Source organism: Sphingorhabdus sp. M41, from assembly GCF_001586275.1.
Taxonomy (GTDB): Bacteria; Pseudomonadota; Alphaproteobacteria; order Sphingomonadales; family Sphingomonadaceae; genus Parasphingorhabdus.
On record NZ_CP014545.1, the window covers coordinates 3,050,581 to 3,076,345 of the forward strand.

22 protein-coding genes are annotated in these 25,765 nt (G+C 58.2%); 9 read left to right on the forward strand and 13 right to left on the reverse strand.

What is annotated here, in order from left to right; all coding sequences use genetic code 11:
* Nucleotides 1–36: 36 nt before the first annotated feature.
* The 6 genes from AZE99_RS14555 to gspH form a co-directional block, all read right to left on the reverse strand.
* Nucleotides 37–1,467, reverse strand: coding sequence for an aldehyde dehydrogenase family protein (locus AZE99_RS14555; protein WP_067202606.1), 1,431 nt, complete (start codon nucleotides 1,465–1,467; stop codon nucleotides 37–39).
* A 74-nt stretch (nucleotides 1,468–1,541) separates the two neighbouring features.
* Entirely contained in the window at nucleotides 1,542–2,840 is a 1,299-nt protein-coding gene (locus AZE99_RS14560; RefSeq protein ID WP_067202609.1) for a cytochrome P450, read from the reverse strand.
* Nucleotides 2,840–4,375, reverse strand: a complete 1,536-nt coding sequence (locus AZE99_RS14565; protein ID WP_067202612.1) for an acyl-CoA synthetase — start codon at nucleotides 4,373–4,375, stop codon at nucleotides 2,840–2,842. Before AZE99_RS14565 ends, AZE99_RS14560 begins: the two co-directional genes overlap by 1 nt.
* Nucleotides 4,376–4,502: 127 nt before the next feature.
* On the reverse strand, nucleotides 4,503–5,252 hold the full coding sequence (locus AZE99_RS14570) for a 6-phosphogluconolactonase (protein WP_231862633.1): 750 nt from the start codon (nucleotides 5,250–5,252) through the stop codon (nucleotides 4,503–4,505).
* 90 nt (nucleotides 5,253–5,342) lie between these two features.
* Nucleotides 5,343–5,771, reverse strand: coding sequence for a type II secretion system minor pseudopilin GspI (gene gspI / locus AZE99_RS14575; RefSeq protein ID WP_067202615.1), 429 nt, complete (start codon nucleotides 5,769–5,771; stop codon nucleotides 5,343–5,345).
* Nucleotides 5,768–6,247: a type II secretion system minor pseudopilin GspH gene (gene gspH, locus AZE99_RS14580; RefSeq protein ID WP_067202618.1), complete on the reverse strand. Its 480-nt coding sequence runs from the start codon at nucleotides 6,245–6,247 to the stop codon at nucleotides 5,768–5,770. The genes gspI and gspH overlap by 4 nt, the downstream gene beginning before the upstream one ends.
* Nucleotides 6,248–6,350: 103 nt before the next feature.
* Between gspH and AZE99_RS14585 the strand changes: the two genes are divergently transcribed.
* The 6 genes from AZE99_RS14585 to AZE99_RS14610 all read left to right on the forward strand — a co-directional run bounded on the left by AZE99_RS14585 (nucleotide 6,351) and on the right by AZE99_RS14610 (nucleotide 13,373).
* Entirely contained in the window at nucleotides 6,351–7,148 is a 798-nt protein-coding gene (locus AZE99_RS14585; RefSeq protein ID WP_067202621.1) for an enoyl-CoA hydratase-related protein, read from the forward strand.
* A 1-nt stretch (nucleotide 7,149) separates the two neighbouring features.
* Nucleotides 7,150–9,111: an alkyl/aryl-sulfatase gene (locus AZE99_RS14590; RefSeq protein ID WP_067202624.1), complete on the forward strand. Its 1,962-nt coding sequence runs from the start codon at nucleotides 7,150–7,152 to the stop codon at nucleotides 9,109–9,111.
* A gap of 108 nt (nucleotides 9,112–9,219) precedes the next feature.
* The gene (locus tag AZE99_RS14595; protein WP_067202627.1) at nucleotides 9,220–10,374 is read left to right on the forward strand and encodes an acyl-CoA dehydrogenase family protein; all 1,155 of its coding nucleotides are present in this window, start codon (nucleotides 9,220–9,222) and stop codon (nucleotides 10,372–10,374) included.
* Nucleotides 10,375–10,492: 118 nt separating this feature from the next.
* Nucleotides 10,493–11,536 carry an acyl-CoA dehydrogenase family protein gene (locus AZE99_RS14600; RefSeq protein WP_067202630.1) on the forward strand — a complete coding sequence of 348 codons (1,044 nt, stop codon included), beginning with the start codon at nucleotides 10,493–10,495 and terminating at the stop codon, nucleotides 11,534–11,536.
* Nucleotides 11,537–11,607: 71 nt separating this feature from the next.
* Nucleotides 11,608–12,585, forward strand: coding sequence for an NAD(P)H-dependent flavin oxidoreductase (locus AZE99_RS14605; protein ID WP_067202633.1), 978 nt, complete (start codon nucleotides 11,608–11,610; stop codon nucleotides 12,583–12,585).
* On the forward strand, nucleotides 12,582–13,373 hold the full coding sequence (locus AZE99_RS14610; RefSeq protein ID WP_231862634.1) for an SDR family NAD(P)-dependent oxidoreductase: 792 nt from the start codon (nucleotides 12,582–12,584) through the stop codon (nucleotides 13,371–13,373). The genes AZE99_RS14605 and AZE99_RS14610 overlap by 4 nt, the downstream gene beginning before the upstream one ends.
* Before the next feature lie 58 nt (nucleotides 13,374–13,431).
* Here AZE99_RS14610 and AZE99_RS14615 read toward each other — a convergent pair whose 3' ends face one another.
* From AZE99_RS14615 to AZE99_RS14635, 5 genes are all read right to left on the reverse strand, one after another.
* Nucleotides 13,432–13,881: an RcnB family protein gene (locus AZE99_RS14615; protein ID WP_067202639.1), complete on the reverse strand. Its 450-nt coding sequence runs from the start codon at nucleotides 13,879–13,881 to the stop codon at nucleotides 13,432–13,434.
* 151 nt (nucleotides 13,882–14,032) lie between these two features.
* The gene (locus tag AZE99_RS14620; RefSeq protein ID WP_067202642.1) at nucleotides 14,033–14,980 is read right to left on the reverse strand and encodes an alpha/beta fold hydrolase; all 948 of its coding nucleotides are present in this window, start codon (nucleotides 14,978–14,980) and stop codon (nucleotides 14,033–14,035) included.
* A gap of 9 nt (nucleotides 14,981–14,989) precedes the next feature.
* Nucleotides 14,990–15,748 (reverse strand): crotonase/enoyl-CoA hydratase family protein, encoded by a 759-nt coding sequence (locus AZE99_RS14625; RefSeq protein ID WP_067202645.1) that lies wholly within the window; start codon nucleotides 15,746–15,748, stop codon nucleotides 14,990–14,992.
* Nucleotides 15,749–15,813: 65 nt separating this feature from the next.
* Nucleotides 15,814–16,938, reverse strand: a complete 1,125-nt coding sequence (locus tag AZE99_RS14630; protein ID WP_067202647.1) for an acyl-CoA dehydrogenase family protein — start codon at nucleotides 16,936–16,938, stop codon at nucleotides 15,814–15,816.
* Nucleotides 16,939–17,059: 121 nt separating this feature from the next.
* Complete coding sequence (locus tag AZE99_RS14635) at nucleotides 17,060–18,274, reverse strand: acyl-CoA dehydrogenase family protein (protein ID WP_067202650.1); 1,215 nt, start codon at nucleotides 18,272–18,274, stop codon at nucleotides 17,060–17,062.
* Between the two features lie 148 nt (nucleotides 18,275–18,422).
* Here AZE99_RS14635 and AZE99_RS14640 point away from each other — a divergent pair, with 148 nt between their 5' ends.
* The 3 genes from AZE99_RS14640 to AZE99_RS14655 all read left to right on the forward strand — a co-directional run bounded on the left by AZE99_RS14640 (nucleotide 18,423) and on the right by AZE99_RS14655 (nucleotide 23,172).
* A complete protein-coding gene (locus tag AZE99_RS14640) occupies nucleotides 18,423–20,651 on the forward strand; it encodes a molybdopterin-containing oxidoreductase family protein (protein ID WP_067202653.1) in 2,229 nt (742 codons plus the stop codon).
* A 328-nt stretch (nucleotides 20,652–20,979) separates the two neighbouring features.
* Nucleotides 20,980–21,807, forward strand: coding sequence for a DUF2189 domain-containing protein (locus AZE99_RS14645; RefSeq protein ID WP_082788404.1), 828 nt, complete (start codon nucleotides 20,980–20,982; stop codon nucleotides 21,805–21,807).
* Nucleotides 21,808–22,137: 330 nt separating this feature from the next.
* Entirely contained in the window at nucleotides 22,138–23,172 is a 1,035-nt protein-coding gene (locus AZE99_RS14655; RefSeq protein ID WP_067202658.1) for a rod shape-determining protein, read from the forward strand.
* Between the two features lie 91 nt (nucleotides 23,173–23,263).
* On the opposite strand, the gene AZE99_RS14660 is transcribed toward AZE99_RS14655, so the two are convergent.
* Nucleotides 23,264–24,613 carry an aldehyde dehydrogenase family protein gene (locus AZE99_RS14660; RefSeq protein ID WP_067202660.1) on the reverse strand — a complete coding sequence of 450 codons (1,350 nt, stop codon included), beginning with the start codon at nucleotides 24,611–24,613 and terminating at the stop codon, nucleotides 23,264–23,266.
* Nucleotides 24,614–24,916: 303 nt separating this feature from the next.
* Nucleotides 24,917–25,693 (reverse strand): glucose 1-dehydrogenase, encoded by a 777-nt coding sequence (locus AZE99_RS14665; protein WP_067202663.1) that lies wholly within the window; start codon nucleotides 25,691–25,693, stop codon nucleotides 24,917–24,919.
* Nucleotides 25,694–25,765: the final 72 nt, after the last annotated feature.

Consider the following 25,765-nt stretch of genomic DNA (forward strand, 5'->3'; position numbering starts at 1 on the left):
GCGATGGCCGGCTTGATCAAATCACATCAGTGGCGGTCAGGCAGCCACTTTGTCTTTCTTGACCGTGATCACCTGCGGATAGGTGAATTCAAGCAGGCCTTCCTTGCCATATTCGGCGCCAAATCCGGACTGTTTATGCCCGCCGAAGGGAGCAAAAGGCGACAGGTGGAGGAATTCATTGACCCACACCGTGCCGGTTTCCAGCTGTTCGGCAACGCGAACACCTTCATCGGCATTGGAGGTCCAGACAGCGCCGGCAAGACCATATTCACTGTCATTGGCACGGGCGATGGCTTCATCGGTGGTGCTGAATTTCATCAGTGGCATGACCGGGCCGAATTGTTCCTCGGCAACAATCCGGGCGTCTTCCGGCGGGTTGTCGAGGATCGTGATCGGCACATAATAGCCCGGAATGCTGTCGTCCTTCGCATCACCGCCGACAAGGAATTTATAGTCATTATCCTTGGCGTCCTGGATCAGCTCCAGCACCCGCTCATATTGTTTCTTGTTCTGGATCGGACCGACCGCCGTGCCCTGTTGCGCGCCGTCGCCGACCTTTACATTTTTGGCGAATTCGGCAATTGCCGCGCTGAGCTCGTCATAAATATCTTCGTGGATATAGATGCGTTTCGCAGCGACACAGATTTGACCGGCATTGGTGAAGCTCGACCAGAACAGCTGTTCGGCAACCTTTGCGACATCGGCATCGGGCAGAACGATCGAGGCGTCATTGCCGCCCAGTTCCAATGTGATCCGCTTGAGATCCTTGGAAGCGCCTTCCATGATCTTCTTGCCGGTCGCGGTCGAGCCGGTGAAGGTGATCTTGTCGATGTCAGGATGCGACGTCATCAACGGACCGAGGCTGTCTTCACCGGTGATGATATTGACGACGCCGGGAGGGGCGACATCCTTGATCAGTTCCGCAAGACGCAAGGTCGTCAATGGCGTGAACGGCGATGGCTTGAGCACGATCGTGCAACCGGACAACAGAGCCGGCGCGATTTTCTGCACTGCCATCATCACCGGGAAATTCCATGGCACGATGCCGGCAACCACACCGACCGGCACGCGGCGGGTGCGGCTGAAGCGCTCGTCCGAATCCTCGTTGATCTCGTCTTCGAGATCCAGCGTTGCCTGAGCCCCGGAGATATAGGCCGCGCCCATGATCTCACCCTGCGCCTGTGCATGCGGCTTGCCCTGCTCTGCAGTAAGCAGGCGAAACAGCTCGTCATTATTCTCGTTGATCACGGCAGAAATCGCCTGAACCACCTTGCGGCGTTCTTCGATCGGCTTCTTCGACCAGGTCTTGAAGGCAGCGCGGGCTGCGGAGACGGCTGTGTCGAGCTCGGCTTCCCCACAAGCGGGAACCTGACCGATCACTTCTTCATTGGCCGGATTGACGACGTCCAGCATTTGCGAGGTGCTGACCATCTCGCCATTGATCAAATTCTTGTATTGGGTAACCATTTCGCTCTCCTTTGGGGTCTGCCGTTCATTCTATTTGAGTCGCATATACTGCATTACAAGGCCTTGCGCGCCATTCATTTTGATAGACTATAGCGGATCGGCAGGGTCTTGAGCCCGCCGACAAAAGTCGATTTTGCGCGCACCGGTTCGCCGGCCAGTTCAAGCGTCTCGATCCGGTCGAGCAGCTCGTTGAACAGGATCTTCATTTCCATCCGCGCCATGTGCAAGCCCAGACATTGATGCGCGCCGGCACCAAAAGCTAGATGCCGGTTGGGCGATCGTGACGCATCAAACTTGCGCGGGTCGGGAAAGATGCTGGGATCGTGATTGGCGGCGATATAGCTGATCATCAGCCAGTCATCCTTGGCAATCTTCTGTCCGCCAAGCTCGGTATCCTCGGCAGCCGTGCGCATGAAATGCTGCACCGGGGTGGTCCAGCGGATCGCTTCCTCGACAATTCCGGAGAGCAGATCGCGGTCGGCCTTGAGCCGCGCAAATTGTTCGGGATCCTGGGCCAGCGCCATCATCGCACCCGCAGTCGATGCCGATGTCGTGTCATGGCCGGCGGCGGCCAGGATGATATAATAGCCAGCCATGTCGCGGTCGCTGAGATGCGCGCCATCGACTTTTGCATTGGCGATCACGCTCGCCACATCGTCGGTAGGATTGGCGCGTTTTTCCGCCGTCAGCTTTGCAAAATAGGCCTCGAAGTCGGCAACAGCGCCGACCACCAGCTGCATGATCTGCTCCGGTGTCATATTGGCCATGCCGGACTTGTTGAGATCTTCATCCTGTCCGCCAAACATCTGCTGGGTGAGAAACAGCATGCGCTGCTCGTCCGCTTCCGGCACGCCCAGGATCTGCATCACCACATGAAGCGGGTAAGGCGCGGACACCAGAGGTACAAAATCGGCTTCACCGCCTGCATCGACCAGCCGGTCGACGGTGACCTTGGCCAGCGCGCTGATCTCGTCTTCCATCTGGCGGATATTCTTGGGCATGAACCAGTCTTGCGTCAGCCGGCGATATGCCGGATGGGTCGGCGCATCGAGCGCGACCAGCGAACGAACCAGATTGGGATCGCCACCGGTGATCGACTTGACGAAGGCGCCGCTGTTCTTGTCGCTAAAGGTGACGCTGCGCGGACTGTTCAGGAACAGCTTGTTATCCTTGCTGATGCGCATGACGTCGTCATAGCTAGTGACCAGCCAGAAGGGATCGTGGATCTCGTCATTGACCACGCGCACCACCGGTGCCTCGCTACGAAGCCGGTCAAACCGGTCGAGCAATTGATCCCAATCGACATAATTCGCCGGATCAATGATTGCCAGCGCATCCTCGCCGACCAAATTTGCTTCTGCTTGCGTTGCCATCAGACTGTCCCGCTTTCCTGCTTGTTCCAATATTCGTCACGCAACAGCCGTTTGTAGAGCTTGCCTGTGGCATGGCGCGGCAATTCCGGACGGAAATCTATCCGCCGCGGGACCTTCACCCCGGACAGCGACTGGCGGAGATAGGCTTCCAGCTCCTGCGCCAGTTCCTCTCCCGCTTCCGCCATATCCATGGGCTGCACGACCGCTACGACCTTCTCGCCCATATCCTCGTCCGGCGCGCCGATGACGGCGGCATCCGCAACCTTGGGATGGGTGACCAGCAGATTTTCTATTTCCTGCGGATAGATGTTCACCCCGCCGGAAATGATCATGAAGCTCTTGCGGTCGGTCAGATAGAGGAAACCATCTTCGTCCAGCTTCCCGACATCGCCCAGCGAAGTCCAGCCCTTGGCGTGGGTGGCCGCCTTGGTTTTCTCCGGATCATTGTGATATTCGAACTTCGAGCCGCTCTCGAAATAGATCTGGCCTTCTTCACCAACGGGGACTTCTTCGCCATTTTCGTCGCAGATGTGGACCTCGCAATTGATCGGCTGTCCCACCGAACCCTTGTGCGCCAGCCAGCCCTCGCTGTTACAGAATACAAAGCCATTGCCTTCGGTTCCGGCATAATATTCATTGAGCACCGGACCCCACCATTCGATCATCGCTTCCTTGATCGGAATCGGCACCGGCGCCGCGGCATGAACCGCGCTCTTGATCGACGACACGTCATATTTGCTGCGAACCTCTTCCGGCAATTTCAGCATCCGGACGAAATGGGTCGGCACCCACTGGCCGACGTCGCATTTATATTTCTCGATCAGCTGCAAGGCATGTTCAGGATCAAATTTTTCCATCACAATGCTGGTACCGCCGAGCGCCTGGACGGCGATGTTCCAGCGCAGCGGCGCTGCATGATAAAGCGGCGCGGGGGAGAGATAGACGCAATCCTCGTGGAAACCGAAAATCATCTGGGCCAGTCCCGCAATGCCATTGGGTCCAGCGATATCTTCGTCCAGCGGCAAGGGAAGTTTTACACCCTTGGGCTGGCCGGTTGTTCCCGACGAATAGAGCATGTCGATGCCAGCCCGTTCGTCGGCAATCGGCGTCATCGGCATCGATTCGAGCGCCGCTTCGATATTCCGCTCGTCTTCCGCGCCATAGATCAACTGCTCGACATCGGGATTCAGCTTGCGCACCTGATCGATGACCGGCAGCATTTTCTGCGAACTGATCAGCAGCTTGGCCCCGGAGTCCTTCAGGATATAGCTGACTTCTTCGGGTGTCAGTCGGCTGGAAATGGCGACCTGAAACAGGCCGGAGCGCTGCGATCCCCAAGTGACCGGAAAAAATTGCGGATGGTTTTCCATGCAGACCGCGACCGTATCACCAATCTGCAGGCCGCGGCTGCGATAGAGCTGGGCGACCTGATTGGACAGCCTGTCCAACTCGCCATAAGTGATGATCTTTCCCGAGCTCGCCATGATCACGGCTGGCTTGTCAGGATTTTCCTTTGCGTGGACAGAAGGATGCATAATCTGGCGTTCTCCAAGATACCGATCGCCTGATTCGACGACTCGCTTTCCCGGCACCATGGTTTAATCGCACAGTTAAATCAATCGATAGTCACATCAATCGGCGATAGAAATGCGCAATAATCCCTCAATTCTCCACATAGATATCCACAGGCACGGCCAAATCGGCAAATATCCGGCCGATCGGGGCCATGCTGGTCGCGCCCTGTTCGATCTCGTTTTCGAGCATCGTCTGGCTGGCGGCACCCTTCAGCAGAACCACCACGGTCCGCGCTTCGCAAATCGCGGCCTTGGTGATCGTCACCAGCGGCGTGTCGCCATCATCGGGGAGCAGGCCAACGGCGATTTTCTCCGGCGGTCCGTCGAGCGCCTCTTCCATGTCGGCGCTTTCCATGATCCCGGCGGTGCTGCCGCTGGGGCCCATGCCGAGCATAACCAGATCCGGTGGCCATTTCGTGTCGCGCAGCCGTGCATCAGCAGCGGCTCCCGCCATGTGATAATCTTCATGCTCCGGTGCCAGTGGCAGCACGCGCGCACCCCGGGTCAGAAACAGTTGCGCCAGTTTCTTCACATGGCTGCGCGGGTCATCGAGCGGCACCAGCAGATCGTCAGTCGGGATGATCGTGACATATTTCCACTTGATCTGCTTTTCAGCCAGCGCTTCGAGCACCGGCATGGCTTCCTCACTGGCGGGCAAGGCCAGCAACGCATCGCCGCGCGCATCAAGAGCGCTCTCGATGATGAACTGGATATCGCCAGCGACGGCATCGACCATCTCGGCGCGATCATCAAAATCCCACCATTCCAGCATGGACTCTTCCTCTTCCGGAAGGTCTTCCATGTCGAAATCTTCTAATGCGTCTTCGAGTTTGCTCATTTTTCTGTCCGTCAGCCAAATTTTCTCGTGCTTCTAACCCGTGTTCCGGTCGAAACAAAGGTCAAACATAAGATTTTTCCTTACGCTTCGCTAGTTCGCAGGTGGCCCGGCCGGTGGCTCGTCGAGCAACAGTGCCGATGGCCGCAATATGGTCAGCGAGGCGGGGGCCCCGCTCCCTTCCTCGCGCGCGCTGATATCGACCTGGATGAAACTCTGGTCTTCGGTCAGCTTGGCATCCTGCGCCCATTGCCACTGCCAGCCGCCATTTTCGACCGATCCGCTCTGTTCACCCAGCGCTGGCGGGCGCGGATCGGTGAGGATCTCGACAGCGCGGTTGCGCACCACCGATTGCGCGACAACGCGCATTTCCAATTCGGCAGCATTGTGAGTCGTAAAGGCCTGCAGCCGGATCAGGGCGAGCGCAGCGAGGCTGAAAACCGACAGCGCGACCAGCATCTCGATCAGCGTGAATCCGCGCTCCCCGGATCCGGCAACACGGCATTTCCGCAATCTGATCATGGTGCCGCTCCAGCCAGCTTCACATCGCCCATCGGTGCAATCAGGATGCGACGGATTTGCTCATTGCCCCGCAAGACAAGCTCGGCCTGCTCGCTCGGCAGCCCCGTGCTTTCAAAGCTGATCATCATCGGCCCGGTCTCACCGGTTGCCGCAGTCACCCCGCTGGACCAGTCGGTCGACACAAACGGCTTGTCCTCGATCACCGCCCAATTGCCCTTGCGCCTTTCCAGAAAGCTGTAGCCGGAGGGCGTGACCTGCATCGCCATCGGCCGCGACTGCAAAATAGCATTGTCGCGCAGCGCTGCCGTGCGCGCCGCAAATCGCTGGGCATCTTCTTCAAGCGCGCTGCTTCCGCCCGGAAAGGAAAAGACGACAACCGACGCCATCAGTCCGATGATCAGCAGCACGACCATCAGTTCCACCAGAGTGAAGCCGGCTGTATGCTGAAATCCGGTTGGAGTTTTCTGTCGGATCATTTTCGTTCATTTAGCGAGTTGATCGGAGCGAGTCTTGCAGAATCCATTGTCGCCTGCAATGACAGTGGGATAAGAAAAGAAACGCTGGGAAAAGGAAATCTTGATGTCTGATGTCGCTCTCTACGAGAAAAATGACCGCATCGTTACAATCACGCTGAACAAGCCGGAAACGCGCAACGCGCTGTCAAAAGATCTGTGCGAGGCCTTGGTCGATGCGATCAACAGGGCGGATGCGGATGAAGGGGTTAGTTGCGTCGTGCTCGCTGCCAACGGCAAGAGCTTCTCCTCCGGCGGCAATCTCCACGAGATCAAGGCGATGACGGCTGAACAGAAAATGACGCCGCTGGAAATCGAGAATTGGTACAAGACCGGCATTCAGCGTATTCCGCTGGCTTTCTCGCAAATTTCCGTTCCGGTGATCGCCGCGGTCAACGGCCATGCCATTGGCGCCGGCAATGACCTGACCACCATGTGCGATATCCGTATTGCCGGTGAAGACGCGATATTTGCCGAAAGTTTCCTGCGCGTCGGCCTGATCCCCGGCGATGGCGGTGCATGGTTATTGCCCCGGATTATCGGGCAGGCGCGCGCCAATCAGATGCTGTTTACCGGCGAATTTATCGATGCTGCCAAGGCGCTGAATTATGGCTTGGTGTCGGAAGTCGTGCCCAACGAGACTTTGCTGAAACGCGCCTATGAACTGGCCGAAATGGTTGTCGGCCTGCCACCGCTGGCGATCCGCAAGACCAAGGAGCTGGTCCGCACCGCGCAAAGCGTGACGCTGAAGGAAAATCTCGATCAGGCCGCCTTGTTCCAGGGCGTTTTGCAGCAGCTCGACGATCACCAGGAAGCGATTGACGCCATACTCGAGAAGCGGAAGCCTGTATTCAAGGGGGCATGATATGAAGAAAATTGCTATTTCAATATTGGCCCTTGCCTCGGCCAATGCAGCGCAAGCCCAACCAGTCGCGGGGATCGCGACGGACTCTACCAGGGCTGCCAATGCCGAAGTCGCTGCAAGTCTGCCGATCGCCGACCAGACAGATTTTGAAAATGCCAAGCGCGGCTTTCTGGCCAAGATCGCGGAAGACAAGATTCTCAACGAAGACGGTTCCGTTGCCTGGGATTCGCGCCAGTTTGATTTTATCAAGGGCGCCGCCCCCGACACCGTGAACCCCTCGCTCTGGCGACAGGCGAAGCTCAACAGCATTCACGGCCTGTTCGAGGTCGTGCCCGGAATTTACCAGATTCGCGGCTATGATCTCGCGCAGATGACATTGATTGCGGGCAAGAGCGGCTGGATCATCGTCGACCCGCTGACCACGCCTGCACCGGCCAAGGCTGGTCTGGCGCTCGCGAACAAGACATTGGGCGAACGGCCCGTTGTCGCCGTGATCTTCACCCATAGCCATGGCGACCATTTTGGCGGTGTTGCCGGGGTCGCATCTGCCGAGGATATCCAGTCGGGCAAGATCGAGATCATTGCGCCGCATGGCTGGCTGGCCGAATCGATCGGCGAAAGCGTGATTGCCGGAACCGCGATGAACCGGCGGGTGCAATTTCAATTCGGAACCGCCTTGCCGGTTGGTACGACCGGCCATGTCGGCGGCGGTCTGGGCCAGAAATTGTCGAGCGGGGACGTTGCCCTTATGCCGCCAACCCGATCAATCAGCAAGAATGGCGAGACGCTGACGATCGACGGGATCAGCTTTGACTTCATGGACGCGAGCGAGACCGAAGCGCCGGCAGAGCTGGTCTTCTACCTGCCGCAATATAAGGCGCTGCACACCGCAGAAGTGGTGACCCGCACTTTCCACAATGTCCTGACTCCACGCGGCGCACTGGTCCGCGATACGCTGAAATGGAGCAAGGTGATCGATAATATGCTCGCCAAATATGGCGCAAGTTCGGACACCATGCTGGCCTCCCATCACTGGCCGACATGGGGTAGCGACAATGTCCAGCAAGCGCTGAAGAACCAGCGCGGCATCTATCGCTATGTCCATGACCAGACCATGCGTCAGGCCAATCAGGGCGCCACGATGCACGAGATTGCCGAGAATATCGGCGAACCGGATTTCGCCAGGACCGATTTTGGCGTGCGCGACTATTACGGGACGCTCAACCACAACAGCAAGGCGGTCTATCAACGCTATTTCGGCTGGTGGGATGCGGTGCCGGCCCATTATCATGAACTGCCGCCGGTGGAAGCCTCGAAAAAATATGTCGCGGCGATGGGCGGAGCCAGGAAGGCGCTGGCGGTCGGCAAGAAAGCCTTTGCCGCCGGTGACTATCGCTGGGCGGCCACCGTCTTCAACCATCTGGTCTTCGCCGATTCGGCGGATGAAACGGCTAGAAAATGGCTGGCCTCTACCTATGAACAGCTTGGTTTTCAAACCGAAGCCGGAACTTGGCGGAACATCTATCTGGTCGGCGCAAAGGAGCTGCGCGAAGGCAATAACGTCAAGAATCCGATCAGCACGGCCAATGCCAAGGTGCTCAGCGGCATCCCGGCAGTGGACCTGTTCGACGCCATGGCCACCCGCTTCAATCCGGCCAAGATGCAGGGCGATGGCGGCATCATCCGCTTCTGGTTCCCGGACCGGAAAGAGGCGGTCAGCATCGACCTCAGCAAGAGTGTGATGTTCCCGCGCGGCGAAAATTATGACATCACGGCAGTCGGATCAGATACGCAGATCACGATCAGCAGGGCCCTGTTCACCAAATTGCTGATGCGCCAGGCCAAGCCGCTGGAACTGATCCAGAATAAGGAAATGACAATCAGTGGCAATGCGGCCTTAATGGCAGCTATGTTCGGTGCGCTGGATGAGGTAAGTTCGCAATTTGATATTGTGACGCCGTGACCATCGGGGGACAGACCATATCCGTTTGTGCTGAGCCTGTCGAAGCACCTTGCCAGGTGCCCTTCAACAGGCTCAGGGCGAACGGCAAGAGTAACAAAGGCCCAAGACATGCAAAGATTTAACTTTCCCGTTGTCCAGCCCGATCCGGCGCTCGAAGAGTTGCGCAGCGAATTGCAGGCCTTCCTGAAAGAAGAGCGCGAAGCCGGGAATTATCGGCCGGAACCGGAATGCTGGATGGCTTCTGCCGATCCGGAATTCTCGAAAAAAATGGGCAAGCGCGGCTGGATCGGCCTGACCTGGTCGAGCCAATATGGCGGTCACGACAAGAGCGCGCTCGAACGCTATATCGTCACCGAGGAAACCTTGCGTTCCGGCGCGCCCGTGGGTGCCCACTGGATCGCCGATCGCCAGCACGCGCCGATGCTGCTCGCCCACGGTACCGAGGAACAGAAGCTCGATATCCTGCCGCGCATTGCTGCGGGGGAATGTTATTTCGCCATCGGCCTCAGCGAGCCGGGCGCGGGTTCCGATCTTGCCAATGTCAAAACCAGAGCCGAGAAAGTCGCTGACGGCTGGAAGATAAACGGTCAGAAAATCTGGTCGTCCGGCGCGCATATCTCGCATTATATGGTCGCTCTGCTGCGCACCTCACCAGCCGATGGCCGCAACCGCCATGTCGGCCTGTCGCAGATCATGATCGATCTCAGCCTGCCCGGCGTCACGATCAAGCCGATTGTCGACCTGTCGGGCGATGCCCATTTCAACGAAGTCTATTTCGAGGATGTGATCGTTCCCGACGACTGCCTGCTCGGCGAAGAGGGCGGCGGCTGGGCGCAGGTGACCGGCGAACTGGCGATGGAACGATCCGGGCCGGAACGATTCCTGTCGAGCTATATCACGCTGGAAACCGCGCTGTGGCAGTTGAGCGACAAGATGGGATCGGATTCCCATGCCCGCCTCGGCAAGCTGATCGCCAATCTGAGCACGCTGAAGGGCATGTCCTGGGGCATTGCCAATCTGCTCAGCCAGGGCGTATCGCCGGAAACAGAGGCCGCACTGGTCAAGGATCTTGGCAACCGGCTGGAAAATGACCTGACCCAGCAGGTCCGCGCGATGCTCAACGACCTGCCCGCCGAAGACTGGAGCCCGGACATGCGCCGGATCATGAATATCGGCGTGCTACGCTCCCCGCCCAACACCTTGCGCGGCGGCACCACCGAGGTCATGCGCGGGATCACCGCGCGGCAATTGGGGCTGAGATGATGTCAGAGCCCATGCATATCACACCGTTCGTCCTGAGCCTGTCGAAGGACCACCACCGGCAAGAGCCGCACTTCGACAAGCTCAGTGCGAACGGTTCTATTCAAGGCAAGCTGTTACCATGATAAACACCGAAGGCATGGTCGCCGAAACGGCCACGAAAATCTACACCGATCTGTGCGCACGCGAAGTCCCACACGAAGCCGAAGCGGGGAAATATCCGCAGGCATTGTGGGACGCGCTGACCGAAAATGGCCTGCCGCTGGCGTGGGTCAGCGAAGCCAATGGCGGCTTTGGCGCGGATTATGACGAGACATTCGGTGCGATCTGGGCTTCGGCGCAGGCGGCGTCTCCGGTGCCTTTCGCCGAGACGCTGATCGCCAACTGGATGCTCGACCGGGCGGGACTGGCACCGGCCGATGGCAGCGCCAGCTTTGCGCTTAGCGGCCACACGCCGAGCGCCGACATTCCTTTTGGCATGCACGCCGACAAGATTGTCCTGTTCGACGAGGCGCATCACGAAATTTCGCTGTTCGACAACCGCGCCGCCGTCCGCTCGCCGGAAGAATCCTTGTCACCCGATGGCATGACGCAGTTCATATTTTCCGGCCATGTGGTGGAGCAATCGGCCAAGACCGATATTTCCCGCCGGGCGATAGAAGCGCTGATCCTGACGGTACGTGCCGTGCAAATGGCAGCGGCGATGGAGACGGCCCTCAACCTTTCCATCGATTATGTTTGCCAGCGCGAGCAATTCGGCAGGCCCCTGTCGAAATTCCAGGCGATCCAGCAGCAACTGGCGGTCGCGGCTTCCGAATGCGCGGCTGCAACCATGGCCGCCACACAGGCGGCCAGCGCTATCGCCCGCCACGCCGATGATCCGGAACAGGCCTGGCACGAGGCGGTCATCGCCAAGGTTCAGATCGGCCATAGCGTCGAAGCGGTCACCGAGCCCTTCCATCAGGTGCACGGTGCGATGGGCTATACGCAGGAATATGATCTGCACCATTATACCCGCCGTCTGTGGGCGTGGCGCGACGCGCTGGGCAATGAATTTCACTGGTCAAAGCGACTGGGTGAAGAGCTTGCCCTAACGTCACCCGATCAAATCTGGAAAGGCGTCACAACAGGCGACTGGACGGGCGGCAAAGTGGTTGCTAGTTAATCGCGCAATTAAGATGATTCCCGGATGGAGCAACTATGCTTCCAATCCTTCCAAAGACAGGAGCATATTCCATGAAAACACGCATCACTGAGCTTTTCGGCATCGAACATCCGATCATCCAGGGCGGCATGCATTATGTGGGATTTGCCGAACTGGCCGCAGCCGTGTCCAACGCCGGCGGACTCGGTATCATTACCGCATTGACCCAGCCTTCTGCTGCGGCTCTGGCCGATGAAATCGCCAAATGCCGGGATATGACCGACAAGCCATTCGGCGTGAACCTGACCTTCCTGCCGGTCGTCAACGCGCCCGACTATGAGGGCATGGTCAAGGCGATCATCGAAGGCGGCGTCAAGGTCGTGGAAACCGCCGGCAACAATCCGGTCCAGGTGCTTCCTGCGTTGCATGATGCAGGGATCAAGGTAATTCATAAATGTACCGCTGTTCGCCACGCGCTGAAAGCCCAGAGCATCGGCTGTGACGCGGTTTCCGTCGACGGTTTCGAATGCGGTGGCCACCCCGGCGAAGACGATATTCCGAACATGATTCTACTGCCGCGTGCTGCCGATGAACTGGATATTCCATTCGTTTCCTCCGGCGGTCAGGCCGATGGCCGCAGCCTGGTTGCCTCGCTCGCGATGGGCGCAGAAGGCATGAATATGGGCACGCGCTTCATCGCCACCAAGGAAGCACCGGTGCACCAGAATGTGAAGGATGCGATCGTCGCCGCCAGCGAACTGGACACCCGTCTCGTGATGCGGCCCCTGCGCAACACCGAACGGGTGCTGACCAACCCGGCGGTCGAACGGCTGCTCGAAATCGAGAAAGAGAAAGGCGCCGACCTGCAATTCTCCGACGTTATCGAGCAAGTCGCGGGCGTCTATCCGAAGATTATGATGGAAGGCACAATGGATGCCGGTGCCTGGAGCTGCGGCATGGTCGCCGGCCTGATCAACGATATCCCGACCTGTCAGGAACTGATCGACCGGATCATGGCCGAAGCCGACCAGATCATCAATCAGCGGCTCAAGCGCTTCATAGCCAATTGATCTTGGAGCCATATCAGGTTCTCAGCCGCTCCATCGCCGGCAGGGTCGCCATCATCACCGGTGCGGCCAGAGGCATGGGACGGGCCACTGCCCATCTCTTCGCATCAGAAGGCGCGCATGTCGCGGTCACCGATCTCGATCAGGCAAAATGCGATGCCGTGGTCAGGGAAATCGCCGCAGCGGGATATGGCGGCAGCGCCAGTGCCTGGCCGCTGGATGTCAGTGATCCGGACGCGATCAAACGGGTCGTCGGTGCCATCGCCGACAATTTTGGCGCGATTGATATTCTCGTCAACAATGCCGGCTTCGCGATCCCCGCCGACATCGCGGCGGAAAGTTATGAAGACAGCTGGGCGCCAACAATGGCGGTCATGCTTACAGCGCACCAGCGGATGATACGGGCGGCATTGCCCCATCTTCGCAAGGCGGAACATCCCCGGATCGTCAACATCGCGTCCACCGAGGGCCTCGGAGCGACACCGGGCAACAGCCCTTATGCTGCTGCCAAACACGGCGTGATCGGCTTGACCCGTGGCCTTGCCGTAGACCTCGGCCGAGATGGCATCACCGTCAACTGCGTCTGCCCCGGACCGGTCCGCACCGGTATCACCGATGCGATTTCCGAAGAGCACAAGACCATTTATGCCAAGCGACGCGTGCCGCTGCGGCGCTATGCCATTCCGGAAGAGGTCGCGCATATAACATTATCCTGTGTCCTGCCCTCGGCAAGTTTTCTGACCGGTGCGGTCATCCCGGTCGATGGCGGATTAACCATCAAGAACGCCTGAAACCAAAAGCCCCCGAAATCACTTCCGGGGGCTCATGTTCACAGGGGAATGGTTGATCCTAACGAGAAATCGCGTTGCCGATAACCGCTCCGATAATACCGCTGGTGATCCCGATCAGCACGGCGTCATTGCCGGAACGGACCCATTGATAGCCACGCGGCGCGCTGGACAAGCGATAATCGCGGGGGTTGTTGATCACCCGGTAATTGGTTGCATAACGCCGGTCAAAACGCTGGCCCTTGGCCCAGTTCCGCTGACTGTGGTTCACTGCAGATCGCTTGTTGTTATAGCGTGCAGGAGCCGCCTTTTGCACCGTCACGGTCTTTGTCACAACGCGCTTGCCCTGCCGGTTGTCCACCGTCTTCTTCGCTGTCCGCTGAGTCGATTTCTGCACGGTCCTATAGTCGGATCGTTCGACATTGTTGCGCGGCGCGGCCTGAGCCTGAGCGGTTACCATCGGAGACACCGCCATGGTTGTCACTGCCATAGCCATCAGAAACTTTTTCATATTCAATTCCCTTTTCTATCTGGCGCCAACTGCGGCGTCAGAAACAGAAATAGGGGAGACCTGTCGCAGGCCTTTGTCAGATCGGCGGTTTTTTGTACTAGATTGTCGCAGAAACCCTGTCTGGTTCATCTGGCGATCAGCTAGCGGGTCATTATTCTCCCCAGAGCGCCAATACCGACCTTAGGGCCGTCACCAGAGCCAGCGGCTGGTCGAGCATCAGATGATGTTCCGCCTCCGGTATGGCGATCATCGGAATATGGCTGCCGCCGAGCTCGCGGAGATAAGCGGCGCTATCGCTGTCGAACAGCTTGCTCTTCTCACCATAGATGATCGCCAGCCGATGCTGCAGATCAGCGAGCCTCTGCGGCGCCTGCAGCCATTTTGCCTGATCACTCACGCTGCGATGGAAAACCATCGGATCAAATTTCCACGACCAGCCGCCGTCGACCCGCTTCATCGAATGATAGGCCATATATTCAAGCAGAAACGGTGCTTGCGCTTCCTGCGGCGGCGACAGGACAAAGCGTCCGCGCGCGGTTTCATAGTCCGGGTAAATATTATTCGGCTTGTCCGACTTGCCGGATCCGGGCGGGCCATTGGAACCCTGGAAATGGGCCTTCAGCTTTTCCGGTCGCATGATCATGAAGTCGCAGATGATCAGGCCGCCAAACCGCTCTGCCGCCAGCTCCATTGCGGTGAGGGCAACGCCGGAACCAAAGCTGTGCGCGATGATCTTTGGCTTTACCGGTCCGGAGAACAGGTCAAGCGCTTCGGCCAGGGCGACCATGCCAGCGGCGCGCGTATCACCATCATTGTCCGGCACCATTTCGCTTTCGCCCATGCCAGCCAGATCATAAGCGATGATATCATGTTCCTCGGCCAGAAACGGTGCGATAAAGGCAAAACAGCGCGCGTGGGCGAGAAAGCCGTGGGTCATCAACAGCGGTGGCTTGCCGCGCTTGCCCCAGCGGAAATAATGGACCTTGTGCCCGTCCACTTCGACAAAGGCTTCTTCGCGCGGCACAGCCATTGCCTGCACGAACCAGGCGGGCAGGTCTTGCGACGCTGCCCACTGGTCTACAATATCTGTGCTTGCCATAGGTTCGGCTTATTCACCCTTCCAGTCGGGCTTGCGCTTCTGGGCGAAGGCCAGTGAGCCTTCCTGCGCATCCTTGGAACTGAACACCGGCATGGTGATTTCGGCCTGTTTCTTCCACGCTTCTTCGCTGGTCCAGTCATAGCTTTCGTTGATGATCTTCTTGGTCGCCTTGAGCGCCAGCGGGCCGTTCGCCGCTACCGTTGTTGCCAATTCGATTGCTGCTTCCAGAGCCGCGCCCTCAGTGACGCGATTGACGAAACCGACTTCATAGGCGCGCTGGGCGGTGAAAAAATCACCAGTCAGCGCCCATTCCATGGCGATCCGTTTACCAACCAGTTGCTGGAGCTTGATGACTCCGCCAGCGGCTGCCACCAGACTGCGTTTTACTTCAGGGATGCCGAATTTCGCATTGACGTTGGCAACGCACAGATCGCAGGCCAGAGCCAGTTCGAGACCGCCGGCCAACGCATAGCCTTCGACCGCAGCGATCAGCGGCTTTTCCGGACCCTTTTCGGTGATACCGCCAAAGCCATAGCCTTTTACGGACGGAGTCTCTCCGCGCAAAAAGCCCTTGAGATCCATGCCCGAACAGAACGTGCCACCAGCACCGGTGATGATGCCCGCGTTTAGACTATTGTCATTGTCGAGCTGTTCCATCGCCGCACGAATGCCTTCGGCCGCAGCCTTGGTCATCGCATTCTTGGCATCGGGCCGGTTGATGGTTACGATGATGAAACCGTCCTGGATATCGGTAAGCACTTCAGACATTTTATTTCTCCTTGTTTTATCCGTTCGCACTGAGCATGTCGGAGGACGAACGGTAATTTTAATCCCTAGTCAAACAACAGGCTGGCCAGTTTTGACCGCTGGTAAGCCGCATCACCGATCAGGGCACCTGACAAAATCGCCTTGCGCCGGTGCAGTTGCGCGTCGCAATCATGGGTGAAGCCAAAGCCACCGTGGAACTGGATCGCCCGGTCTGCTGATGTGGAATAGCTCGAATGGGACTGGGCCGCCGCCATGCGGACAGCAACCTCGCCGCGTCCCTGCTCGCCCCAGCTATGGGCCGCGCTGTAGAGATGAGTGCGCGCTTTTTCATATTCGACATAATTGTTCACGGTGGGGTGTTTCAGCGCCTGATAGCTGCCGATAATCTTGCCGAACTGCTTGCGGGTCTTGAGATATTCCAGCGTATAGTCGATCACCGACTGCGCGCCGCCAGTCATTTCCGCGGCATGGATCAGGCCAGCGGCGAGTTCGATCTTCTCCAGCGTTTCACGCGTCCGACCAGCGTCGAACAGGGCATCGGCCGACACAATTACACCGTCAAGATTCACTTCGTAGCTGCGCGCTGTTTCGTCGATCACCGTCTCGCGGCGTAATGCATCATCACCGAGCGCCGAGCGTTCGATCAGGGCAAAGCGAACCGCCCCGTCGATCTTTATCGAAGCGATGATCAGTTCGGCGCTGTCGGCCCAGAGCACCAGCAGCTTCTTGCCGGACAGGGTCACCTTGCCACCGCTTTCCACGCCGGTTGCGTCGATGTTGGCCATATCCCAGTCGCCATTGGCTTCGCGCAAGGCGAGTGTTGCCGCTGCGCCTGCCGCAATCTTCGGCAACCATGCGGCTTGCTGCGCTTCGCTGCCGCCCGCCAGCAAGGCCTGTGCCGCCAGCGTGGTCGATCCGAAAGGCGTGCTCATCAGATTGCGGCCCATCTGCTCGGCAATCGGCACGACTTCGGCCATCGACAGGCCAACCCCGTCATGCGCTTCCGGTATCGCGATCGCCAGCCAGCCAAGCTCGCCGATTTCACGCCAGATGCCGGGATCATAGCCGAGATCATCGTCGATCAGTGCGCGGACCTTGTCGATCGGACTCTTGTCGCGGCAGAAATTGGTCGCCACATCCATCAGTTCGATCTGCTCTTCGGTTGTCCCGATTGTGCCTAGATTATCCATATATATCCTCAATTCCCAAATTGGTCGCAAGACCGTTCGTGGTGAGCCTGTCGAACCCCATCTCTCGTCGCAACAGGTCCTTCGACAAGCTCAGGACGAACGGCAGTTCACGGCTCCAGATTTATCTTGTTTTCGGCAATCCGAGCGCATGTTCTGCGACAATATTGCGCTGAATTTCCGAGGTCCCCCCGCCAATCGTGGCAGAGAAACTGTTGAGATAGCTGCGATGCCAATAGCCATCGTCAACCGCATTCTCATCGCCGACATAATAGCCCGCTTTTGTACCCTGAAACGCGAGCGAAAATTCGGTCAGCTCGCGGATCAGTTCGGTGCGTGCCAGCTTGTTCATCAACGGCAATCCCATCGGCCGATCCTGCATCAGCTGCGGCATCCGGCGGCGCGTGTTGTTCAGATTGAGCGCCTGGATATCGATCATATATTGCGTCATCTTGTCGCGCATCACCGGATCGTCGAGCAAGGGCTTGCCGTTGCGGACCGAATTTTTGGCCAGCTCGACAATCTCCATCACGTCCAGTTCTTTGACGAAGAAACCGCCGACCGGCTTGACCTTGGCACCGCGCTCATATTCCAGCGTCTTCATCGCCATCGACCAGCCATTGCCTTCGCCGCCGAACAGGCAGTCGGCGGAAATGCGGGCGTCGGTGAAGAACGTCTGGACGAAGCCATATTCGCCGGTCAGCTTCTTGATCCGGCTGGTGGTGATGCCGTCGATCTTCATCGGATTGAGGAAGAAGCTGAGGCCGGCATATTTGTTCGGCGCATCGAAATCGGTGCGCGCGAGCAGGATCATATATTTGGCGCGGTCGCCCAGCGAGGTCCAGATTTTCGAGCCGTTGAGCACATATTCATCGCCGTCTTTCACGGCCTTCAATTGCGCATTGCCGAGATCCGATCCGTTTTCCGGTTCGGAAAAGCCCTGGCACCAGATATCCTCGGCGCTGAGCATCGGCTTGATATATTTCTGCTTCTGCTCCTCGGTGCCGAGATCGAGGATCAGCGGCCCGGCCCAACCATTGCCGATCGCGTTGAGCATGATCGGCGCATCATATTTCTTCATCGCCCGGGTGGCGACTCGCTGAAATTCGCTGTGCAGACCACCGCCGCCATATTCCTTTGGCCAGCTGGCGCCGAGATAGCCCGCTTCATAGACCTTGCGCTGCCAGTCGCGGAGGAAATCAAATTGCTCGTCGGTCGACACTTCCATGAAGGTCAGCGGCAGCATGAAGCCCGGATCACGGACGGTATTTTCCTTGAACCAGGCGTCCGCCTGTTCGGCATAATCCTTGAGTTCGGCTGCACTCGGTTTGTCGGCCATAGGTCTTGCTCCCGTTTTCTTATCAATAGGGCCAGTGGCACGGTCCCATTGCCTGCGATATTGCTTGAATCACTAGCGGGTTAATTGAACGATTAAATTGCAAAAAGCAATGGTCGGGACCCGCTAATTTTAGCCTGTGGAGAGAAATATGGTCACCGAAGCATTTACCGGACAGAAACATGTGATGTGCCGGGCCTGCCACGCCCATTGCGGACTGATCGTCGATTTCGAGGACGGCGTTCCGGTGAAGACCCATGGCGACAAGGATAATCCCGAATTCGAAGGCTATAGCTGCATCAAGGGACGCCAGCTGGCCAATTACCACGCTTTCGATACGCGGCTGCTGACCAGCTATAGCGGCATGAAGCATGGCGAGAAACAGCCAGTGCACTGGCGCGATGCGGCGCGCGATATCGCCGCGCGGCTCGAGCGGATCGTCGAGGAACATGGCCCCGACAGCGTGGCCTCCTATGTTGGCACTTTCGGTTACAATAACGTCAACGCCCATGCCTTCATGCTGGCGCTGATGGAATCAATCGGCTCGACCTCGGTCTATGACAGCGTCACCATCGACCAGCCCGGCAAAGGCATTGCCCGCGCCCTGATCGGGCCGTGGCTTGCCGGCGCGCCACGGGTTGGAGACTGGGACGGGCTGATGCTGATCGGCACCAATCCGGTGGTATCGATGAACGGCGGCCTCGGTATGAACCCGGCAAAGAAGCTGCACGACGCGAAGAAGCGTGGAATGCAGCTGATCGTGATCGACCCGCGGGTGACCGACAGCGCGCGTCAGGCTGACATCCACCTGCAATGCCGCCCCGGTCAGGACCCGATCCTGCTCGGCGCCATTGCCAAGATCGTCATCAACGAGGAATTGTACGACAAGGATTTCGTCGCCGGCGATGTCGACGGCTTCGAGGCGCTGAAAAAAGCCGTGCAGCCCTTTGACGCCGGACCGGCCGCTGACCGCGCGGGCGTGGCGGCAGAAGATATCGTCCGCGCGGCGCGCATGTACGGCAGCTGGAAAAAGGCAAGCATCAGCGGCGGCACCGGCACCAATATGTCGGGCGGCGGCAATATCACCGAATATCTCAATCTCGCACTCACCTCGATCATGGGCCACTGGCTGCGCGAAGGCGATCTCAACCGCCGTACCGGCGTGTTCACCAAACCCGCCCCGCCGATTGCCGCAACGCCCGGCCCGATCCCCGCCTGGGGTTTCGGCCGCAAGTTGCACAGCCGCGATCTCGAGCAGAGCATTTCCGGCATGCCGACCTCGGCCCTGCCCGACGAAATACTGACTCCCGGCGACAAGCAGGTGAAGGCGCTAATCTGTCTGGGCGGCAATCCGATGCTCGCCTGGCCCGACCAGCTAAAGACGTTCGAGGCGATGAAGAAACTCGATCTGCTGGTCTGCATCGACCCGCGCATGTCGAAGACCGCCGAACTGGCCGACTATGTCATCGCGCCCAAACTGCATTATGAAGTGCACGGCAACACCGCGGCGCCCGAAATCTACGGTGGCTTCGGCGCCGGCTGGGGATTCGAGAATAATTACGCGCAGGCGAGCCCGCCGATCATGCAATCCCCTGAAGGATCCGACCTGTGCGAGGAATATCAGTTCATTCACGCCCTCGCTTCGGAAATGGGCAAGACGATCAAGGTCAAGTCCTGGGCGTTGCTCGCCCATCCCGACGAGCGCGAGGAAAAGGCCACGGCCTTCCCGCCCGGCGAAACCCCCGATCCGATCAGCGCGTGGAGCGCTTCGCTCAACGGCTGTCCCGCCGATATCGCCAGTCTCTACGAAGATGAAGAGGTGCAGAGGGGCAAGATCGTCGACGCCCAGGCGCTGCTGGTGCAACCCAAACCGGCCGACTGGGAAGGCAAGCTGTCGGTCGGCAACAGCGCTATGATGGAAGAGCTTTCCGAATATGCCGCCAGGCTGGGCGAGCCGGTCGAGGATGGCGAATTCCCCTTCCGGATGATCGGACGGCGGATGACCGAAATCCACAACAGCAACTGGCACGAGGATCCGGTCCAGCGCAAACGCGTGCCGCATCACCCCGCCTTCATGAACCCCGCCGATATGGAAGCGCTCGGCCTGTCCGAGAACCAGCCGGTCGAACTGGAATCGGCCCGCGCCTTCATCAGCTGCGTTGCCAAGGCCGACAAGACCGTGCGTGCTGGCTGCGTGTCCACGCCGCATAGCTGGGGCACCAACCCTGACGAGAAAGAAGACCCGCTGGGCGCTGGCGGAAATACCGGGCGCCTGTCGTTCAACGACCGCGACTTTGACAAGCGCACCGGTATTCCTCTGATGAGCGCTATTCCCATACGGGTTAGAGCGAAGCAGGTGGAACTAGAAGCGGCGGAGTAGTATATTTTCCTCTCCCGTGGGGAGAGGCAAGTGAAGCTTGCCAGCTTGCTGGCTAGCGAAACCAGGTGAGGGGTTGGACCAGCCGAGAGGGTAAACCCCTCACCGATTGCGCCTAAGGCAATGAATTGCCAAGGCTTGTTGCATCTCCCCACGGGAGAGGAAAACGTTGAGTTCCCGAGATAACAATGCCGGTCGGCGCTGATATCAACACTGGCACCATCAGTGGTCATCAGATTGACCTCCCGCAATTAGCCGTACCCCGCCAAAACTTGATGTCGGGAAGGATTTGTTGCACTCTGCGCGGATATTTCCATGGGGAGGAGATGTCATGAGCACAGGCGAACAGGCACAGATCGCGCCGGTCGCGGTCGCAAGCGATCTCACAATCAGTGATCTTCGCGGCGCACTGGCAGCGGGCTGGCGCGATTTCAGAGCCTATCCGGCATTCGGGCTGTTTTTCGCGGCCATCTACGTGAGCGCCGGAATATTCATCTATTTTGCCCTTTTCGTCCAGGGCGAGGTCGCCTGGCTGGTCCCGGCTGCAGCGGGATTTCCACTGCTGGCCCCCTTTATCGCCGTCGGGCTTTATGAAGTGAGCCGCCGCCGCGAAGCCGGTATAGCGATGAGCTGGCGCGCAGTCCTCGGGGCATTGCGCGGGCGCGGCGACGAGCAGATATTGAGCATGGGCGTTATCCTCTTTGTTGCATTCGGCTTCTGGCTGATGGTTGCGCACGGCATTTTCGCCATTTTTCTGGCGGAATCCGGCATAGGGTCAGAATCGATCGCACTGCTCGCCACCGGCGCAGGGCTGATGATGTTGCTGGTCGGCGGTGTCGTCGGCGGGCTGATGGCGCTGGCCTTTTACGCGATCACGGTTGTCAGCCTGCCGATGCTGGTCGATCGCAATGTCGATTTTATAACAGCGATCATTGTCAGCCTGGCATCGGTGCGATCGAACAAATTTGTGCTGCTGGTCTGGGCCATATTTATTGCGACTGCCCTGTTTGTCGCGATGCTCCCGCTGTTCCTCGGGCTGCTCGTCGTGCTGCCGGTCCTCGGCCATGCAACATGGCACCTGTATCGCCGCCTGACCGGTACACCCGGCGAGAAACATCAGCCAGCGCTTGAGCAGGAACTGGCCGGAATAGCTGGATGATCTTCCGCACGGGGGCACGCTGTCCCCGGATTTGCAATTTTGATCAAGCAACCGGTTGCTATATGCCGACGGCAAGCCGGTCATTTTTTGCCAGAACGGCAAGCGCCGAAATTTATCCCAACCGCTATATTATGTTGTATATGGCATTGATCGCATATGTTCGGCCCGCGGTCAGACGATCCGGTTGGAATTTGCAATATTCCGGCAGATAGGCAGATCATGAACGCCGAATGAAGCCGTACAGCCTTGGTTCATTGACGCAATGTCACCCGCTTCTTGCCATCACCTGACCGTGGCATTGTGGCCACTCTAGTTGAAGTATTCCAATTTATGTCCAGCTTTTTCAAACTCCAGTCTCATGATCTGGCGATCGACCTCGGTACCGCCAATACGCTTATCTATGTGCGGGATCGCGGCATCTTGCTCGATGAGCCGTCCGTTGTCGCGCTCGAGACCAACAATGGTGTGACCAAGGTGCTTGCGGTTGGCAGCGATGCCAAGCTGATGATGGGAAAAACGCCGAGTAATATCAAGGTCTTGCGGCCCCTGAAAGACGGGGTCATCGCTGATCTCGATGTCGCGGAGCAGATGATCAAACATTTCATTCATAAAGTACATCAGAAAAAGACCGGGATGTTCCGGCGTTTCGATATTGCCGTATGTATTCCTTCCGGATCCACCAATGTGCAGCGCCGCGCCTTGCGCGATGCTGCCTCCAATGCCGGCGGCTCCGGCGTGTTCTTCATAGAGGAACCGATGGCGGCGGCGATCGGCGCCGGGATAGCGGTTACCGAGCCGATCGGCGCGATGGTGGTCGATATCGGCGGCGGAACAACCGAGGTCGCGATCTTGTCCCTGCAGGGGCTGGCCTACAGCACATCTGCCCGCATGGGCGGCGACAAGATTGATGACGCCATTGCGTCCCATATTCGCCGCAAGCATAATCTGGCGATTGGCGAAACCACCACGGAACTGGTCAAACATGGTATAGCCAGTGCAGTGAGCCCGGTCGACAACGGGCGGACCATCCATATCAAGGGCCGCGACCTGGTCAGCGGCATGCCAAAGAAAATTGCGATCACCGAAGCCGAAATTGCCCATGCCATTGCCGAGCAAGTGGGGCAGATAGCCGAAGCCGTGCTCAATGCACTGGAGAATACCAAGCCGGAACTCGCGGCCGATATCATGGATCAGGGCATTGTCATGACCGGCGGCGGCGCTCTATTGGGGCGCATTGATGAATTTATTGCCGAAAAAACGGGGCTGGCAGTCACAATAGCCGATGATCCTCTGACCTGCGTCGCCATTGGTGCAGGCCGGGCGCTTGAAGATCCGGATTATCGCAACATGCTGGTGCCCGCCTAAACCCGGTGACAGGCGCCGGTAGAGGACAGAAGCATCTGTCTTTCCACGAGCCCGGCTGACCATCGCTGCGATGGTCACAGCATTGCTATCATCACTGATGCATATAAACGGCGCGTTCGTGGGAGAAGGCCTTGAACCCGAAATAGCCGTGATAGCTGCCCATGCCGCTCTGGTTGACGCCGCCAAATGGCAGGTTGTTTTCCAGATAATGCGAGAATACGCCGTTCACGGTCACGCCGCCGGATGAGGTTCTGTTCAGCACCTTTTCAACATTGGCCTCATTGTCGCTGAACATGTAGAGAGCCAGCGGCTTGTCGTGGGCCTCGATATAGCCGATCGCCTGATCCAGCGTTTCATAGGTCATCACCGGCAGCAGCGGCGCAAAAATCTCTTCCTGCAATATCGTCATCTGCGGCGTGACATCGGTCAGCATGGTTGGATGGACCGTCAGGTCGGCTTCATCGAACGTGCCGCCAACGGCGACGGTCGCGCCTTTTGCCACCGCATCGTCAAACAGGCCCTTCACCCGCTTGAAATTGCCCTCGTTGACGATCTGCGCGATCGCTTCCTTGTTGAACGTGCCGTCCTCGGCATAGAGATTCTGCTGGACATTGCTCCTGAAGGATTCGACCAGCTGCTGTTTCTGCTCTTCCTTCACGAACACGTAATCCGGGCAAATGCAGGCCTGACCGCCGTTGAACTGCTTGGCTCCGGCGAGGGCCGCACCGATCTTGTCGACATCCGCGCCTTCATCGATGATGACCGGCGACTTGCCACCCAGTTCCAGAGTGACAGACGACAAATGTTTGGCCGCTGCCGCCATAACCAGCTTGCCGACACGGGTGCTGCCGGTGAAGAAAATATGGCTGAACGGCAACTCGAGCAGATTCGTGGCGACACTGACATCACCCTCGAACAGCGCCACTTCATTTTCGTCAAACGCATCGCGAATGATACGACCGGCAATCGCGGCAGTCGCCGGGCATAGATCCGTCAGCTTGACCATGCAGCAATTTCCCGCAGCAATGGCTGCCGCGAGCGGACCGAAGGTCAGGCCGAGCGGAAAATTCCAGGGTCCGAGGATCAAACACACGCCGCGCGCTTCATAGACGATTTTCGCCTTGTCATCTGGGTTCATGGACGGAACGACATCGGTGGGCGTCATCCATTGATCGAGATTGTCGATGTTGCGCTGGATATTGGCGGTCACGTTCATGACTTCAGTCACCCGAATCTCCTGCTCGGGCTTGCGGGTATCTTGTTGCACCGCTTTGACAATATCGTCGGCATGCGCCTCGACTGCGGCTTTCAGTTTCTCAAGCTTGGCCTTGCGCTGCGCTGCCGTTGTCGCCTTTACATCCCATTGGTGGGCGCTCTGCAACGCAAATACCCGCGCGACTTCCTTCGATATATCTTGTCTATTTTGAGCGGGGCCGGCCATGATATCTCCTGTCTAAAATTAAATGGTGCTTATCTATTTTCTGTAAGCTCTACATACAATAATACATGAATTGAAAGAGATGCCAATCTTTAATCCGGCAGTGAAACTGTAAACATTCTGAGCCAATCCGCTACGATGGCGGAAATCTTGCGAACCTCGGTTTCTGTTCCGGTTGCTCGACCGGAAAACTGCCATCTTCCCGAAGGTGCTCGCCCGCGATTGACCATAGACATGGCGCGCCCTGAACAGCTTCTGGAATCCATCAATGTGTCGCTGGGGGAAAGCGCGCCTTCCCGAACCGATCTACGGCCGCGAAATCATGCCGCCGTCCAGCACGAGCGTCTGGCCAATCATCCAGGACGATGCCCGCGAGCACAGGTAAAGCGCGGTGCCGGCAATATCTTCCGGTGCCCCCATCCGGCCACGCGGTATCTGCGAAATCGCCATTTTGGTCATGCCGTCATTCTCGACAATCTGCTTGGTCATGTTGCTCGGGAAAAAGCCGGGGGCGATCGCGTTGACGTTGATATTATAAGGCGCGAGATCGGTGGCCAGATGTTCGGTCAGCTTGATCACGCCGGATTTGCTGGCGGTATAGGCATAGGTCGGCATGCCCGAATTGCGGATGCCGTTGATCGACGCGATATTGATGACCCGCGCCGGATCGTCCGCGGTACCTGAAGCTTTCAGCAACGGCAGGAATTTCTGGGTGGCGAAGAAGATCGACTTGATGTTGATGTCCATCACCTTGTCCCAGCCCTTTTCCGGGAAATCCTCGATCGAGGCGCTCCAGTTCGCACCGGCATTGTTGATCAATATGTCGATCTTCTCTTCGCGCTCGCTGATCGCCGCGACCAGCGCGTCAATGCCCTCGACATGGGACAGGTCGGCGGGGATGGCGATGCACTCGCCGAGTTCGGACAGTTCGGCGGCTTTCGCCATCAGTCGCTCTTCCTTGCGGGCGGTAATGTAGACCTTCGCACCATTTTCGATCAGGCCGCGCGCCATCATCGCGCCGATGCCACTGGAGCCGCCGGTCACCACGGCAATTTTACCCCGGACATCAAATAAGCTTTTCATCGACACGCTGCTTCTCCCGTTTGCATATTATCGGGCCCTCCTTTCACATCGGCTCGGCAAAGTCCACGCGCG